This is a genomic window from Spirosoma liriopis (assembly GCF_023196085.1).
GTDB lineage: Bacteria > Bacteroidota > Bacteroidia > Cytophagales > Spirosomataceae > Spirosoma > Spirosoma oryzicola.
In genome coordinates this window covers 120,282-137,136 of the sequence record NZ_JALPRF010000010.1, presented here as the reverse complement: position 1 = coordinate 137,136, position 16,855 = coordinate 120,282, and the positions used below count along the sequence as shown (strand labels likewise).

At 49.5% G+C, this 16,855-nt stretch carries 14 protein-coding genes; 6 read left to right on the top strand and 8 right to left on the bottom strand.

The window, feature by feature from the left end:
- A partial coding sequence (locus tag M0L20_RS27980) for a hypothetical protein (RefSeq protein WP_248480473.1) occupies positions 1 to 192 on the bottom strand: 192 nt, incomplete at its 3' end.
- A 150-nt stretch (positions 193 to 342) separates the two neighbouring features.
- Between M0L20_RS27980 and M0L20_RS27975 the strand changes: the two genes are divergently transcribed.
- From M0L20_RS27975 to M0L20_RS27965, 3 genes are all read left to right on the top strand, one after another.
- The gene (locus M0L20_RS27975) at positions 343 to 1,569 is read left to right on the top strand and encodes a metallophosphoesterase family protein (RefSeq protein WP_248480471.1); all 1,227 of its coding nucleotides are present in this window, start codon (positions 343 to 345) and stop codon (positions 1,567 to 1,569) included.
- Positions 1,566 to 4,655: an AAA family ATPase gene (locus M0L20_RS27970; RefSeq protein WP_248480469.1), complete on the top strand. Its 3,090-nt coding sequence runs from the start codon at positions 1,566 to 1,568 to the stop codon at positions 4,653 to 4,655. Before M0L20_RS27975 ends, M0L20_RS27970 begins: the two co-directional genes overlap by 4 nt.
- Positions 4,656 to 4,743: 88 nt before the next feature.
- A complete protein-coding gene (locus M0L20_RS27965) occupies positions 4,744 to 5,766 on the top strand; it encodes an alkaline phosphatase D family protein (RefSeq protein WP_248480468.1) in 1,023 nt (340 codons plus the stop codon).
- A gap of 70 nt (positions 5,767 to 5,836) precedes the next feature.
- On the opposite strand, the gene M0L20_RS27960 is transcribed toward M0L20_RS27965, so the two are convergent.
- The 3 genes from M0L20_RS27960 to M0L20_RS27950 all read right to left on the bottom strand — a co-directional run bounded on the left by M0L20_RS27960 (position 5,837) and on the right by M0L20_RS27950 (position 9,241).
- A complete protein-coding gene (locus M0L20_RS27960; protein ID WP_232560590.1) occupies positions 5,837 to 6,652 on the bottom strand; it encodes an enoyl-ACP reductase FabI in 816 nt (271 codons plus the stop codon).
- Positions 6,653 to 6,785: 133 nt separating this feature from the next.
- On the bottom strand, positions 6,786 to 7,838 hold the full coding sequence (locus M0L20_RS27955; protein ID WP_248480466.1) for an alpha/beta hydrolase: 1,053 nt from the start codon (positions 7,836 to 7,838) through the stop codon (positions 6,786 to 6,788).
- A complete protein-coding gene (locus M0L20_RS27950; RefSeq protein WP_248480464.1) occupies positions 7,835 to 9,241 on the bottom strand; it encodes a methyltransferase RsmF C-terminal domain-like protein in 1,407 nt (468 codons plus the stop codon). The genes M0L20_RS27955 and M0L20_RS27950 overlap by 4 nt, the downstream gene beginning before the upstream one ends.
- A 47-nt stretch (positions 9,242 to 9,288) precedes the next feature.
- Here M0L20_RS27950 and M0L20_RS27945 point away from each other — a divergent pair, with 47 nt between their 5' ends.
- Positions 9,289 to 9,795, top strand: a complete 507-nt coding sequence (locus M0L20_RS27945) for a KdsC family phosphatase (RefSeq protein WP_232560587.1) — start codon at positions 9,289 to 9,291, stop codon at positions 9,793 to 9,795.
- 70 nt (positions 9,796 to 9,865) lie between these two features.
- On the opposite strand, the gene M0L20_RS27940 is transcribed toward M0L20_RS27945, so the two are convergent.
- Both M0L20_RS27940 and ettA read right to left on the bottom strand, forming a co-directional pair.
- On the bottom strand, positions 9,866 to 10,699 hold the full coding sequence (locus M0L20_RS27940) for an aminotransferase class IV (RefSeq protein WP_248480462.1): 834 nt from the start codon (positions 10,697 to 10,699) through the stop codon (positions 9,866 to 9,868).
- Positions 10,700 to 10,757: 58 nt separating this feature from the next.
- Positions 10,758 to 12,425, bottom strand: a complete 1,668-nt coding sequence (gene ettA / locus M0L20_RS27935) for an energy-dependent translational throttle protein EttA (protein WP_232560585.1) — start codon at positions 12,423 to 12,425, stop codon at positions 10,758 to 10,760.
- A 74-nt stretch (positions 12,426 to 12,499) separates the two neighbouring features.
- On the opposite strand from ettA, the gene M0L20_RS27930 reads away from it, so the two are divergent.
- Complete coding sequence (locus M0L20_RS27930; RefSeq protein WP_232560584.1) at positions 12,500 to 13,777, top strand: DUF349 domain-containing protein; 1,278 nt, start codon at positions 12,500 to 12,502, stop codon at positions 13,775 to 13,777.
- Positions 13,778 to 13,854: 77 nt separating this feature from the next.
- Positions 13,855 to 14,130, top strand: a complete 276-nt coding sequence (locus M0L20_RS27925) for a hypothetical protein (protein WP_248480460.1) — start codon at positions 13,855 to 13,857, stop codon at positions 14,128 to 14,130.
- On the opposite strand, the gene serS is transcribed toward M0L20_RS27925, so the two are convergent.
- Together serS and M0L20_RS27915 are read right to left on the bottom strand one after the other, a co-directional pair.
- A complete protein-coding gene (gene serS / locus M0L20_RS27920) occupies positions 14,127 to 15,398 on the bottom strand; it encodes a serine--tRNA ligase (protein WP_248480458.1) in 1,272 nt (423 codons plus the stop codon). The two genes, M0L20_RS27925 and serS, sit on opposite strands and share 4 nt — an antisense overlap.
- A gap of 54 nt (positions 15,399 to 15,452) precedes the next feature.
- Entirely contained in the window at positions 15,453 to 16,778 is a 1,326-nt protein-coding gene (locus M0L20_RS27915; RefSeq protein ID WP_248480456.1) for an aspartate kinase, read from the bottom strand.
- Positions 16,779 to 16,855 lie beyond the last annotated feature (77 nt).

The following is a 16,855-nucleotide window of genomic DNA, read 5'->3' as shown; positions in this document are numbered from 1 at the left end:
TTTGCGTGTAACAGCTTGAAAGACAAGGACTTGCGTTTTGTATTTCGAACTGTTTCCCTCATTTGGGACTGCAAAGGTAGGGGTCTTTTTGCCCCGTGTCAAGACCCCTACCAAAAATAGTTTAGCGAGTACCTTATCAAAATAGACTAATGCGCAAGCAGTCAGCATTTTACCATTCGAAAAAATTTTCAAACAATTTTAGAGAATTAGCGATATCGCTCGTCTAAGCGTGCTTTTCTAGCTTCAATAACCTTTAGACAAGCCATTTTCTAGTCGATTTGCGGTGCGATGAATTATATTGCGTATCCTTTTGAAACGTGTATCCTCATCTGAGGTTGAAGTATGAAAATTATACACACAGCGGACTGGCATCTAGGAAAACGGCTCCAGGATTTTCAACGACTCCAGGAGCAGCAGACTGTATTGGATGAGATTATTGAACTGGTCGAGCGGGAACAAGCCGATTTGGTACTTGTAGCGGGTGACTTGTTTGATTCATTTAATCCCGATCCCAAAGCCGAGGACTTATTATATAGTACGCTTAAGAAATTGACGGCAGGCGGTAAGCGTCCTGTAGTCGTGATTGCCGGAAATCATGACAATCCATATCGAATAGAAGCACAAGATCATTTTGGGCGCGAATGTGGTATTGTTTTCGCCGGTTTTCCGAAAACAGAGGTTCATTCGTACGAATTGAGTTGTCAGGCGAAATTGTTACGCTCAGCTCCTGGCTTTGTTGAACTGAAGCTACCTGGTCACGAAGCGCCGGTACGAATCATTCTTACGCCTTATGCCAATGAAAGCCGGATGCGTTCGTATTTCGGACAGACAAGTTTTGGTGATGAGCTTCGGCAGCAGTTGCAGCACCACTGGGCAGGATTAGCGGATACCTATATGGATGATCAGGGCGTCAATCTGCTAACCGCTCATTTGTTCGTTATGAAACGCGGGGGCGAGCAACCCGAGGAATCGGACGATGAGCGTAGTATTTTGCAGGTTGGCGGAGCCTCCGTTGTTTACACGGACATGATTCCTCCCCAAGTGCAGTATACAGCGTTGGGCCATTTACATCGTTATCAGGAGATAGGTGGAGGACCCAGTCCGGTTATCTATAGTAGCAGTCCGCTAGCGTACAGTTTTGCGGAAGCCGACCAGCAGAAGTTTGTTGTGCTCATTGACGCTGAAGCGGGGCAACCCGTAACGGTTACGCCGTTACCCCTCACAAGTGGTAAGCGGCTTTTACGTCCTCGATTCACACACGTCGTTGATGCCGTTGAATGGCTTCAACAAAATCCGGATTGCTATCCAGAGATTACGATGCAAACAGCAACGTATCTGACCAGTGAAGAGCGCCGACAGCTTCAGCAGGCTCACACGTCGTTGGTGACGATTATTCCCGATGTTCGTGATGTAGAGATGCCCGAGCAGGAAAGCGTACCAACGATAGACCTTACCAAAAGTATGAATACGCTCTTCACGGATTACTTCAAAAGCAAAAACAAAGGGCAGGAACCGAATGAGCGGCTTCAGCAATTGTTTAAAGAAATTTTAGCCACCGAATCCGAATGATACCCATTAAGCTGTCAATTCAGGGCCTTTATTCGTACCAAGAATTACAGGAAGTAGACTTCCAGCAGCTAATCGGGTCGAGTGTATTTGGCATTTTCGGCAAGGTTGGTAGCGGCAAAACCTCATTGCTGGAAGCTATTAGCTTTGCCTTGTACGGTAAAACAGAGCGCCTGAACGACCAGGACAAGCGTGCCTATAATATGATGAACCTGAAGTCGAAGCACTTGATCATCGACTTCGAGTTTCAGGCAGGTCCAGAGCAGCAAGTATACAAGTTTGTCTACGAATCAAAACGACATCCGAAAAAGCACCACGAGATTACACCCGGTGAACGCCGGATGTTTATCCGTCAGGCTAACCAATGGCATCCGATTGGTAATGAAAAAGAGGATATAGCGGTTTTATCGAAGCAGATTTTAGGGCTTGATTACGAGAACTTCAAGCGGACCATTATTATTCCCCAAAACCAGTTTCGGGAGTTTCTGGAACTCAGCCCGCGCGAACGGACCGAAATGATGAACAAGCTGTTCAATCTTGAGCAGTACGATCTGGCGGGTCGGGTTGGGCGGTTGAGCAAAGCGAATGACGAACAGCTTTCGGAATTACGGGGTTTACTGGCTCCGTTGGAAACCGTGAATCCAGAAGCGATCAATCTTGCGCAAGACAACATCGCCCGTATTATAGAGTCACTGACGCGGAACGACGACGAAATCAAGCTATTGATTCCGGACGAAAAGCGTCTGCTCGATAGTCAGAATAAAAGTAAGCTCTTAACAATAGTCCAGCAGGAACTTGAGCAACTTCTTACGCAGGCACCCGCGTATCATCAATTGGAGCGCGATATAGCGATCTACGAGCGTTGTCTGTTGCTTTTCCAAGCCGATCTTGCCAGCCTTGAAAAACTCATTGGAAAACAATCGTCACTGGCCGAAGCGGAGCGCAAAGCCAATCAGCTGCTTGCGACCATAACAAAGCGGCTGGCCAGTTTACAGGGTGTATACGATGCGGCCAAACAAGCCTACGAGTCGCGGAATGAGTTACAACAGAAAATCGATGAACTGGACACCGTTCAGCACATCTTGACGGTAAAGCAATCGATCACGCTGCAACAGCGTAACCGAGATTTGTTGACAACACAGCTTAATCAGCAGACAAATCAGCTTGACCGCTGCAAGACGGATCGAGCCAGACACCAGCTTGTTCTTGATACAGCACTTGGGCAAACGTCAAATCTTGAACGCTTATATAAGGTACAGAACTGGTTTACGGCCTACAAACCTTTGAAGAAACAGGCCGACGATTTGCAGACAGCCATCGACAGCTACGACCTGACTCTTGAACAACTTAAGCAGCGCAAAGACGAGGCACTGATCGGCTTTAAACCCGAATGGACACAATTGGCACTTAAAGTTCTGCCTGATCAGATCGAAGAAGCGATTGCCCAACTGAAAGTTATTCGCGAAGAGCGTAGACTAAAACATCAGCAGCTATTTGTCCAGGATGAGCTACGGAAGTATGCCGATGCCCTGAACGAAGGAGAGCCTTGTCCGCTTTGCGGTTCAGAACATCATCCAACCCGCCACAGAGGCACTGGTGAAGGTTCCGACCTGGCAAAAAGTTTAGCTGCGTTACAAAAGGTTGAGCTACGGATTGAGGAGACTACAGCCTTACAGTTGACGATCAAAGAACTCACTACGCAACTACGCAGTGAGCTGAATAACGGGAAAAGGCTTATTCAGGAACGAGCCGAAATCGTCCAGCAGCTTACGGAACACGAGGACACATTTATCTGGTCAGAATTCTCGAAAGAGCAGGAAGGACAAGTTGCGCAGGCCATTAAACAGGAAAGCGCTGGGCAGCAAAAACTTCAGGCAGCCCAAAAAGCGGTTCGGGATCTGGATAAACTCATCGACGAAGCCGAACACGCTTATAACGAATTGGCGAAGAAAAACGCGGAAGTCGATAATGCCATCGCGGGGTTGACAGGTCAATTAAAGCGGGATGCCGAATCGCTGGAACATTTTCGGCTCGATGAAGTGAATGGATGGGACCTGAATCAAATTGATGGGCTGCGTAAATCATTGACCCGATCGTATGAGCAGACAAAACTCAATTTCGAAGATGCCGACAAGCACAAAGGAATCGCCGAGAAAGAAGCAGCAGCCACGGAGGCCCAGATTCAGGAACTGACAATTCAACTGGCCGACATTGCGAAAGAAATCCAGACACTGGAAGCCACCATCGACAAAAACCTCACAGAGCAGGGTCTGGTTCGGGAGCAGGTGAATCGTATTTTGCGGTCCGCTCTGGATGTACATCGGGAAAAACAGCGGATCAAAGAGTATACGGAGAAACGGGTTGGTTTACAGCAACAGGTCGAAGCGCTGATGATCGAACTAGCTGAACACCCTTTCGATGCCATTGCATTGACTACTATTCAGCAGCAACTGGCAACGTTACAAGCGCAGAAAGACGAACTCAATAAAGAACACGGCCGGGCGACTACCGTATTGGCAACCCTCGAAGCTCAGTGGCAGCAAAAGCAGGAACATCAGAAGCGCTACGACGATCTTGACCTACGACGGCAGGATCTAAAAAAAATGGACGAACTGTTCCGGGCGCAGGGGTTCGTTAATTACGTCTCATCGGTCTATCTCAGAAACCTCTGCGAATCGGCAAACGACCGTTTTTTCAAGCTGACTAACAACCAACTAAAGCTTGAACTTGACGAAAAAAATAACTTCCAGGTGCGCGATTACCTCAACGGAGGTCAGGTCCGCAGCGTGAAAACGCTGTCCGGTGGCCAGACCTTTCAGGCTGCTCTGTCGCTGGCGCTGGCGTTGTCAGACAATATTCGGCACTTGACCAAAGCCAACCAAAACCTTTTCTTTCTCGACGAAGGATTTGGTACCCTGGACAAAGACGCTTTGCAAACCGTTTTTAAAACGCTGAAAGCTCTGCGTACCGAAAACCGAGTGGTCGGCATTATCTCACACGTCGAAGAATTGCAGCAGGAAGTAGACTGTTTCATTCGGGCTGAATCGACCGAAAACGGCAGCCGGATCATACGAAGCTGGGAAGAGTAAACGCTTTTTCGGTTTGTTAACGAATCGTGAACCCGTGCCAATTGAGGTGCGGGTTCTTTACTTTTATGCCACAACACAAACCTACTCGATGAAAACCTTCCTTACGTTTGGCATTATTGGTAGCCTGGCGCTGGCCGGATGCCGGTCGTCCAAGCTCAGTACTGTTACTGATCAAAAACCGGCTACGACCATTGCCTTTGGGTCGTGCAGCCGCCAAAGCCTTCCACAACCGTTATGGGACGACATTGTGGCTCAAAAACCCGATGTGTGGATATGGCTTGGCGATAACATCTACGGTGATTCCCAAAACATGGATACCTTACGCGCTAAGTATGCGGTGCAAAAGGCGAACCCGGTTTACCAGCAGTTGCGGCAATCTACCTCCATCATTGGCGTTTGGGATGACCATGACTATGGCGTTAACGACGGCGGGAAGGAATATCCGAAGCGGGAAGAGAGCCAGCAACTTATGCTCGATTTCCTGGATGTTCCAACCAATAGTCCGTTGAGAACGCAGAAAGGAGCTTACTCGTCCCATTCTTATGGCCTCAAAGGTAAGCGCGTCAAAGTGCTTTTGCTCGATGCTCGTTACTTCCGTGACCCCTTGAAAAAAGCGGGCGATGGCAAAGCGAACGTACCGGACCCGTCGGGCGACATCTTGGGCGAAGCACAGTGGCAATGGTTGGAAAAAGAATTGACCAACTCAGACGCCGACGTGCATGTTATTGGTTCTGGTATTCAGATCCTACCCGAAGATCATGTGTACGAAAAATGGGCCAACTTCCCGACGGCGCGTCAACGACTACTCGACCTATTAGGAAAGACAAAACCCAAAGGAGCTTTGATGATTAGCGGAGATCGCCATCAGGCGGAGGTGTCCAGAGTGACCGTACCAGGCTTGGGCTATGATTTATATGATATTACAAGCAGCGGTTTAACGCACGTATCGGCACCTCACGAAGAGGTTAATAAACACCGCGTCGGCCCTATCGTGGCAAAGCTGAATTACGGTCTGATCACTGTTAACTGGAACGAAAAACCGTTGAGATCCACTGTCCGCATCAATGGCGATAACCAGGAAACGTACTTGACTCAGGAAATCAAGTTTTAATTTCCTTTATCAACAGAAAAAGCTCGGCACGTGTATGCCGAGCTTTTTCTGTTGTTGTACGCCAGCGGATCTACTGCTTCGTCATCATGTCCATAACCTCGGCAGAAATACCCGTCATTGCAAAGCCACCGTCGTGGAAAAGATTTTGCATCGTAACCATACGAGTCAGGTCGGAGAAAAGCGTAACTACGTAATCGGCACACTGATCGGCAGAAGCATTCCCCAGCGGAGCCATTTTTTCGGCAAAGTCGAAAAACTTATCGAACCCGCCGATACCACCACCCGCCGTCGTTTGCGTCGGTGACTGCGATACGGTGTTCACCCGCACGTTCCGGTAGTTGCCGTAGTGGTAACCAAAGCTCCGGGCAATCGACTCCAGCGTCGCTTTCGCATCGGCCATATCGGTATAGAACGGAAACGTACGCTGAGCCGCCATGTATGTCAATGCGACAACAGAACCCCACTCGCTGATAGCGTCAAGTTTATAAGCCGTTTGCAGCATTTTGTGGAACGACAAGGCCGAAATATCAAGGCTTTGCTTAAACCAATCGTAGTTCAGATCTGTATACGCTTTGCCTTTACGGATGTTGGGGCTCATACCGATGGAATGCAGCACGAAGTCTACTTTTCCGCCTAACACCTCCGTTGATTTGGTAAACAGGTTTTCAATATCGTCAACCGACGTAGCATCAGCCGGGATAATTTCAGCCTCACATTGTTCAGCTAATTGGCGGATAGTGCCCATGCGCATAGCGATTGGCGCATTGGTCAGCGTAAACGTAGCCCCTTCTTCTTTCGCCTTTAGAGCGACTTTCCAGGCAATTGATTTTTCGTCCAGGGCACCGGAGATGATGCCGCGTTTTCCATTCAGTAATCCGTAAGCCATTGTATTAAGTTTATACCGGGTCACCGGTGCGATTTTCGGTTTACAGTTTTCATAAGCCGCCGTAACAGACTTTTCCTGAAACTGTGCTCTGTCATCGCCTAAAGGCAAACAACAGCGTGACGCCAAAGTTACGTTATTTTTTGGTCAAGCTACCGTTACGCCCTAAGGCGATAGCGGGTCTTTCTGTCGACACAGCCGGTAGCTTCAGTACATTCGCCATGAAGGTTTCGGTAGCCTTGTATACTCCTTTTAGATCATTCGATGTGAATTTTGACGCAATCACGTGTTCACCGGCGTTGGGGAAATCTACTTTTTCTTTCTGGTCGGAAGGCGTCCCAAGTGCATCAAACATAGCCAGCATGGCATCTACCGAAACCACTTTATCCTGATGAGCGGAGTCCTTATAATAATAGCCCATGAATAGCGGTTGCTTTACTTTCTTAAACAGCTCGGGAGTCATATACTCATCCAGCATCGTTTGCAGTGTAATCAACCCGTTAGTATGGTACTGGGGTAGCCAATACCGCACACGACCAGGCTTTTTATAGTCACTAACCACATATTCGCCCTGAAATACCTGGTTAAGAATCTGCTTCCCCCACGGCTTAGTGACCAGTTTCAGGGCTGGATTGGCCACCGCAATGCAGGGTGAATAAAGCACCAAACCGTAAATTTCAGGATGATGAGCGGCCAGATAAAGCGTTAGCATCCCACCCGCCGACGTACCCATTACAATTACTTTTTCACCTAATGCCTTACCAATCGCCAGCGCCCGCTCAGCCGACGCGGTATAATTACCGGGAGTCAGGTCCTTGAGCGCATCCGGTGAATCGACCCCGTGTCCGTATGTGCGGCTCAGATACAAATTGCAGCCAAACCGGTTCGCCAGTTGCCGGTGAACGGGTTCGCCTTCGGCCCAGGTCGCCGAAAAACCAGGAATATAAACGATGCTATACGGCGTTTTGACTTTGTGCAGACTATCGGCCCATATAATTCTGGCTTCGTTATCGGGCCGCAGATTCGCTTTGCTTTCCGACTCCGCAATCGTTTGTTCGAGCCTTACCAGATCGGGGTCAAGCACAATTGGTTCGTCTTTTATGGGGTCGTGGTGCGCCGATGGTCCTAGCATATAACTGACCACGATACAGGTCAACAGTAAGCCGCTAATGGTAAAAAACCGTTTCATATGTATTCTTTGATGTCCATACGAATGCGCCAATCTTTCGGCAAGTAATTGTTTACCCGGTTCCCAACGCCTTTCACCCAACCTAAATTGATTCCCTCGTATTGGGCTAGCTGCCAGCCTTTAACGGGCTGGTCAAATACCAGATTTTCTTTCTTAAAGTAACGTAATGCCTCTTCCTTACTCAGCGAAAGCGCCGGCAAATTTTGGTTGATGATCGTGCTTAAGGCAAGCGCGTGGGACGGAATAAAGTCAGTTCCTTTAAACTGCCCAATTTCTAGACCAAATCCTTTGTTACGCAGGGCGCTATCTAAAAACAAGAACTGCTTTTCCAGCGCTTTAGGCAACGCCATAACATCCCCGTTCGGTTTTTCCCACAGCGAAAAGTTGGCCGGATTTTGCAGCCAGGTCATCGCCGATGCCGTTTCGCGTGGACGCAACGTCCGAATGCTGCGAAACGTACGAGCATCCAGCTTGACAGCAGCGGTGAATGCCGTTTTTTGAAACACGCTGATGAAAAAGCCTTCGCCCCGAACCCTGTGGGGGTAGCATTGGTACCCAACCGTATTGTCGGACCATCGTTCGGCTACGTTCCACTCCGCTGGTAACGTGAGCGCGCGGTTGCGAAACCCATGTTGGGTTAAGTAACGGACGTTCTCGCTATTTTCCGAATCATTGTAGGTACAGGTACTGTAGATTAAAATTCCCCCTTCGTCGAGTAAGGGAGCGGCTGCCGATAAAATTCGTTTTTGCCGGGCCGAGCAAAGCTGTACCGCATCCTCCGACCACTCGTTCATCGCGTCAGGATCTTTTCGGAATAAGCCTTCACCCGAACACGGAGCATCCACGACAACTACGTCGAAGAAACCCGCCAGGTTACCCATATCTTCCGGATCGTGGTTGCTGACGACGACATTGGCGTATCCCCACTTGTCGAGATTTTCCCGAAGTACCGACACCCGGCTCCGAATGACCTCATTACAAATAAGTAAACTATCCGGATGCAATGCCGACGCCAGCAGCGTACTTTTTCCACCCGGAGCCGCGCATAAATCCAACACCCGCAGAGGACGGTTAAGATTGGCGGTTTGTTTCAACGCTTCCTGCAAAAGCATTGACGAAGCTTCCTGCACGTAATAAGCCCCCGCCTGAAACAACGGATCGAGGGTAAAACTTGGCCGTTCGTTCAAATAAAACCCTTCTGAACACCAGGGCACCCGGTCCAGACCCGTTGTGTCGTACTGCTGCTTTCTGGGGTTTATGCGGATGCTAACCGGCGTTTCCTGCTTGATTGCTGATTCAAATGCGGAAAACTCGGTACCTAACTGTGCTTGCATTTGCGCCTGAAACGCCGATGGAAGTTCGCTCGACGCCGATCCAGCCAATAACGGGTTGTAATTATTCATTTAACAAAAATATAGAACAGTCAGTCGATTACCAGTAAACTTACAACATGACCACCATGCAAGAACGTTTTAAACAAATAAGAACATTTATTTTCGACGTAGATGGCGTATTAACAGACGGAAGCGTCCATTTGCTAGCTTCCGGTGAGCGCTTTCGAACGGTTTTCATTCGCGATACCTATGCCATCGAGCGCGCTTTAAAAGCAGGATTTCGTGTGGGTATTGTCTCAGCGGCCAACGCCGATGGCCTTCGCAGTTGGCTGGCAGCAACGAATGTGAAGGACGTTTTTATGGGAGGTCCGTCGGACCAGAAACTAAATGCTTACCTCGGTTATATCACCCGCGACAGCTTAAAGGAAAGCGAGATTCTGTACATGGGCGATGATATTCCCGACTTCCCTATTTTAAGTCGCCCGGATGTGCTAAGTACGTGTCCGTCGGACGCTGTGGACGAAATCCAGTCCGTTTGCGATTATGTTTCACCGATGCTGGGTGGACGCGGTGCCGCCCGTGACGTAATCGAACAAGTTATGAAAGCACAGGGAAAGTGGTAAACCCAAAAGCAGAAAGCTGGATACTGAACCAACGTTGGTCAGCATCCAGCTTTCGGTAAAGTCATTGTAACTACCAGTTTTTTACGAGTTCATCGAAGCGCTCTAACAAAAACGTCGATTTAGGGCCAACGTATCCATCACCGATCGTCAGTTCACCGATTTGCGTAATGGGTAATACCCGCTTGGTCGAGCTGGTCGTAAACGCTTCGTCGGCATCGTAGAGATCAGACAGCAGCACCGGCCGCTCCTGAACGTCAAAGTCACCTTGCGCCAACTGCATGACTGTTCGGCGCGTAATGCCGTGCAAAATATTGCGATTAGGCGTAATGAGCTGGTCTCCTTTTACAATAAAGAAATTACTACGACTCAATTCGCTGATTTCACCCCCTTTTTGAAAAAGCACATCTGAGGCACCTGCCGACCGGATAGCCTGAGCCATCAGAATAAGCCGTTTGTAGTCAGTACTTTTTACTTCGGCCATTTCCCGAACGTACTCATCCAGAATCACCTTAATACCCTGTTCGTATTGACTCTGCGGAGTTGGATGGGTTTCCTCAGTTAGGATCAGCAAGTTGGGACGCACAACACTGATGCTATCGGGTGCGTATCCTCCGGTCATCACAAACCGAAAGGCGACATCGGCTGGTGCTCCTGCCCCGACGCTCCGCTCCAACAGATCCATGAGGACGGTGTAGGTTTCGCTTTTGCTGATCGGAAGCGGCAAATGCAACCGCGTCGCTGAGTTCTGAAAGCGCTCCCAGTACCAATCCCACTGAAAGGGTCTACCGTTGTAGGTCAGGAAGTAATCGAACAAGCCGTAGCCGCGAAGCAAGCCAAGGTCGGTGACACCAACAGCCAACTGATCGGTGGGTGCAATGGTGCCATTGAAATAGCCGTAATACATACGAAGGTACTTAAACTGAGATTACGCTTTTTTTAGTGTTGAGTCAATCAACCAGCGCCTAAACGAGTTTTTTATACTTAATCCGGGTTGGTGTCGCGTCGGAACCCAAGCGTTTGCGTCGGTTTTCTTCGTACTCCGAGAAGTTACCTTCAAACCAATACACCTGAGAATCGCCTTCAAACGCCAGAATGTGGGTCGCAATCCGGTCAAGGAACCAGCGGTCGTGGCTGATAACGACAGCACAACCGGCAAAGTTTTCGAGACCTTCTTCCAAAGCCCGCAGCGTGTTAACGTCGAGGTCGTTCGTCGGCTCATCAAGCAACAGTAGGTTTGCGCCTTCCTTGAGCGTCATCGCCAGGTGAACCCGGTTGCGCTCACCACCCGACAATGTTCCGATTTTCTTTTCCTGATCCGCGCCCGCAAAATTGAATCGACTGACATAAGCGCGCGCGTTGGACTGACGGCCACCCATCATAATCCACTCGTTACCACCCGAAATCGCTTCGTACACCGTCTTGTTCGGATCAAGCCCATCGTGTTCCTGATCGACATAAGCGACCTTAACTGTATCACCTACGTCAAACGTACCGGCATCAGGCTTGTCACGGCCCGTGATCAGTTTGAAAAGCGTGGTTTTACCGGCTCCGTTCGGTCCGATGATACCCACGATTCCGCCCTGTGGTAACCGGAACTCCAGATTTTCGAACAGCAGTCGTTCCCCAAAGGCTTTGGCCACGTCGCTGGCTTCGATAACCTTTGCACCCAGACGCGGTCCCGGTGGAATAAAGATTTCGAGTTTGTCTTCGCGCTGTTTTACGTCTTCACTCAACAACTTTTCGTAAGCGCCCAGACGAGCTTTCGATTTGGCCTGACGAGCTTTCGGTGCCATTTTCACCCACTCCAACTCGCGTTGTAGGGTCTTTTGCCGCTTCGACTCGGTCTTTTCTTCTTTGGCTAACCGCTGTTGCTTCTGATCCAGCCAGGATGAGTAATTTCCTTTCCAGGGGATGCCTTCGCCCCGATCCAATTCCAGAATCCAACCGGCTACATTATCCAGGAAGTACCGATCGTGCGTCACGGCGATGACCGTACCCGTGTACTGCCGCAAGTGTTCTTCCAGCCACAATACCGATTCGGCATCAAGGTGGTTGGTTGGCTCATCAAGCAGTAACACGTCGGGTTGTTGAAGCAGCAGACGGCATAGGGCAACCCGCCGTTTTTCACCACCTGACAGGTTATCGATAATCGCTTCGGACGGCGGGCAGCGTAACGCATCCATCGCCCGTTCGAGTTTTTGATCGAGTTCCCAGGCGTTATAATGGTCGAGTTTTTCCTGAACTTCTCCCTGCCGGGCAATCAGTTTGTCGAAGTCGGCATCCGGATCGCCGAAGGCTTCATTGATCTCGTCAAACTCTTTGAGCAGGTTAACAACTTCCTGTACGCCTTCTTCGACAACCTCCCGAACGGTCTTGCCGGGTGTGAACTGGGGCTCCTGTTCGAGCATCCCAACCGAATAGCCAGGAGAAAACACTACTTCGCCCGTGTAGTTCTTATCTATACCGGCGATAATGCGCAGCAGTGTAGATTTACCAGAGCCGTTTAATCCTAAAACGCCGATTTTAGCGCCGTAAAAAAAGGAAAGATATATGTTCTTTAGGATTTGTCGGTTGGGCGGAATATTTTTACTCACGCCCGCCATGGAGAAAATTATGGTTTCCTGACTCATTAATTTCTAATAGATTTGTGGTTGGCAATAATCCTCAAAATTAACCCACAGCGCAGCCTTAACCAAGTATAGTAATGGAAAACGCTTCACTGGTAGATGAATACGGTTACGTCAAAGACGGAAAGGTATTTTTGAAAGGCTACCTGGATTACGAAGATCGCCAGATTGGCGAAGTTAAACGCACTGAGCAGGAAGCGCTCGACTATTTTAAGAATCGCTTCGTTATTGCTGAGAACAAAGTCAGCCAGCTAGAAAATGACATTGAGGAAGCCCAGAATAAAGGCTCTTACCTGACTAAGCTGGTTCAGCTCCGAAAAAAACTGCTCGGTTTTGATGCCCTCGGCGATTTTCCGCCCCTGCTCGACCGCCTGGACTCGCAGGAGAAACTCTTGTCGGAGTTAATTACGGTTAACCAACTCAAGAATCTGGAGATCAAGCGTGCATTGATTGCCGAAGCCGAAGCAATCGCCAACAGTACAGACTGGCGAGAAACGGCAGACGCTTTGCAGGAGATCAAAACGAAATGGATTAAAACGGGTCCTGTTGATAAGACCGCCGAAGTCGAAATAGAAGGGCGGTTTCAGGAGTTGCTGGATGGTTTCTTCCAACGCCGACGTGAATTCTTCAACGAACAGAACAAGGTCATTCAGGAGCGGCTGGACAAGTACGACGAACTGATTCGGCTGGCTTTCCGGGCGAACCGACTGGGCGATCTGGATGCCGCTTTTCAGGAAGTTCGTAAGCTCAACAACGCCTGGAAAATGGTCGGTGAAGTCCCCATCAAAAAAAGTGGGAAGCTTTACAAGCAGTTCAAGAAAGCAACGACCATGTTCTACACGAAGTATAACGACGCGAAGGGCATTGTCATTGAGAAGAAAATCGATCCCCGGATTGAAGCGCAGATGAAAATGGTTGATGAAGCCGAACGTCTGTCGAAGCAATCGGATATTTTTGCAGCTGCCGAACGCGCGAAAGTGCTGCTCAATAGCTGGAAGGAAATTCGGGTGCCCTTCAAATTGCAGGACAAAAACCTCAATGAGCGCTTCCGGGCCGCCTGCGACAAGATTTTTGAGCTAAGTTATTTAGGACGTGTATTGACCCGGAAATACCCGGCTTTCGAACTAAAAAGCCAATCCGAACAGATTCGGACGAAGATTCGGGAAATGGAGTATCTGGTCAAACGGGAGAAAAGCGACTTGCAATTCTCACTCCAGGATGCCGATGGCCTCGACCCGAATAACGACGCGGACAAGCAGGTCTTGAACAAGATTAACACCCAGAAGCGTAAGATCGCCATGAAAGAAACGATCCTGCGTGAATTTCAGAAACAACTAGAAGGAGTTCGGTACTAACGACTTCCTGACCACAAACGAAACGTGCCCCGATCTGGATCGGGGCACGTTTCGTTTTTATAACTTGTTCTTTAGGTATGGAAACCTCATTGAACAAACCTGATTTCGTTGCATCTGAAACTTTATTTCGGGCCGCTATTGTCCCCGGCAAATTCGTTCGGCTCGAGTACTTAACCGACCTGAGCGAGTTTATCAAGGCTGACGTTACCATCAAGCAACTTCGCCGGGAAGGTGATACCGAGCTGCTTGAACTGGCCAACGGCGAGATGGTACCGCTTGATCGGGTTGTCAGCATTTCCGGTAACTTATCACCGCGTTATCCCGGCTACGGCAACTACTCCTGTGATTGTTAGCTGATCACATCGAAGCCGCAATACGGAACCAGAACCGCTGGAATGCGAATGCCTTCCGGCGTCTGGTTGTTTTCGAGGATCGATGCCAGAATACGAGGCAATGCCAGCGCCGATCCGTTCAGCGTGTGCAGGAGTTGCATCTTGCCCTCTACCTTAGAGCGTAGCTTGAGCCGGTTGGCCTGATACGTTTCGAAGTTTGAAACCGAGCTTACTTCAAGCCAGCGCTGCTGAGCCGCCGACCAAACTTCCATGTCGTACGTCAGGGCCGACGTGAAGCCCATATCGCCACCGCACAGCCGCAACACCCGATACGGTAGTTCGAGCTTTTGTAGTAACGATTGCACATGTAGGCTCATTTCGTCCAAGGCGGCATACGAGTTTTCGGGTTTTTCGATCCGTACGATCTCGACCTTATCGAACTGATGCAGTCGGTTCAAGCCCCGTACGTGCGCTCCCCACGAACCCGCTTCGCGCCGGAAGCAAGGTGTATATCCCACGTTTTTAACCGGCAACTGGTTCTCGGGTAAAATCACATCGCGGTACATATTCGTGATGGGAACCTCCGCCGTTGGGATCAGATACAGCTTTTCTTCCGTGATGAAATACATCTGCCCTTCTTTGTCGGGAAGCTGCCCGGTTCCAAAGCCCGAATCTTCGTTCACAACAATAGGCGGCTGCACTTCCGTGAAGCCCGCATTCAAGGCTTCATCGAGGAAAAAGTTGATCAGCGCCCGTTGAATCCGAGCCCCTTTTCCTTTGTAGACCGGAAAGCCTGCACCCGAAATTTTTACGCCCAGCTCGAAATCAATGATGTCGTACTTCTTGATCAGCTCCCAGTGAGGCTGGGCCGATTCGTGGAGTGTTGGCTTCTCGCCATGTTCCAGTACGACTTCGTTATCATCTGCGGTTCGTCCTTCCGGTACGCTGCTGTGCGGAATGTTCGGGATGGTGACCAGAACTGTCTGTAGGTCGGCTTCTAACTGACGCAATGCATCCGCAAGATCTTTCGAACGGGTTTTCAACACAGCCGTTTCCGCTTTAGCCGCATCCGCTTCTGCCTTGTTACCCGCTTTCATCAACGCGCCAATCTGACTTGCTTTTGCGTTGGACTGAGCCAGAACATCGTCGAGTTCACGTTGGGTATCGCGCCGTTGCTGGTCGAGGGTCAACACTTGTTCAACGACCGCTTCGGCATTGGCAAAATGTCTTTTTCGCAGGCCCGCTAATACAGTATCTTTATTTTCGCGGATGAAATTAAGTTGTAGCATTGCATATGTGAGAGTCGAAACTCTCGTTTGTTAATACGATTTCGGTACGTGGTATTACAGTGAGAACAAGCCTTCGTTCAGGGCGTTAAGCGCTTCCGCCTTGTAACGACTGTGAACTAGTAGCGATAAGTTGCTTTCTGTACCACCGTAGGAAACCATACGAATAGGAATATTTTTCAGTGCATTGAACACCCGTAACGCTACGCCTTCGTTGTCAGCACTGAAATTACCCACGATACAGATAATTGTCTGATCATAATCGGGTTCTTCCAGCGTACAGAAGGCGCTTAGCTCTTCGGAAATTTCGTTGATCCGTTCAGTATTATCGATGGTGACCGACACAGAAACTTCCGACGTTGCCAGCATATCCACGGGCGTTTTGTACTTTTCGAAAATCTCGAAAATACGGCGCAGGAAACCGTAAGCGTTCAGCATACGAGTCGAGTGGATGTACAAGGCCGTGATTCCGTCTTTAGCCGCAATCGCTTTAAACACCTGGTCACTCGTTCGGTCGGCGATCAGCGTACCGGGAGCAGCCGGGTCCATCGTATTCTTGAGCCGAACCGGAACACCAAACATACGAGCGGGCGTAATGGTAGACGGATGCAGAATCTTAGCTCCGAAATAAGCCAGTTCAGCCGCTTCATCAAACGTTAGCTCACGCACCGGGAACGTATTCTTAACAATCCGGGGATCGTTATTGTGCATCCCGTCGATATCCGTCCAGATCTGGATTTCGTCGGCCCGAATCGCTCCGCCAATCAACGAAGCGGTGTAGTCAGATCCGCCCCGCTTGAGGTTGTCTACTTCCCCACGCGGATTGCGGCAGATAAACCCTTGCGTAACAATGATCTGCTTACCTTCATGCTGTGGAAGCATCGTTGCCAGTGCCTCCTCCGTAAACTGAATTTCGGGTTCGTTGTCGGCATCAATCCGCATAAACTCAAGCGCAGGCAAAAGCGTCGATGGGACGCCTTCTTCGGCCAGATACGCCTGAAAAATCTGGGTACTCAGCAGTTCGCCTTCCGCTACCAGCTCTTTTTCCTGTTTGAGCGTAAATGGCTTGATCCCCGTCAGTGAACGAATAAACGAAAACTCACTGTCAATAATCTGTTGCCCGGCGGCTTTCCCCTCCGGTGTTCCGTACAGTTCATCAACGAAGCTATCGTAATGCGCTTTGAGCGAATCGATTTGCGCATTCGCTTCGGCGTCATTGTTGGCTTTCAGGGATTCGCCAATCGCCAAAAGATTGTTGGTTGAGCCGGACAAAGCCGACAGGACGACAATTTTACGAGTATTGTCTTCAGTGATTAGGGTACGGATGGACCGCATGCGCTCGGGCTTTCCGACCGATGTACCGCCAAATTTCCAGACGTGCATACTAAACGAGTGAGTGTGTGAACGAGCGAACGAGTAACGAGTTATTCGCTCGTCCACTCATGCACTCCTTTGTCTTT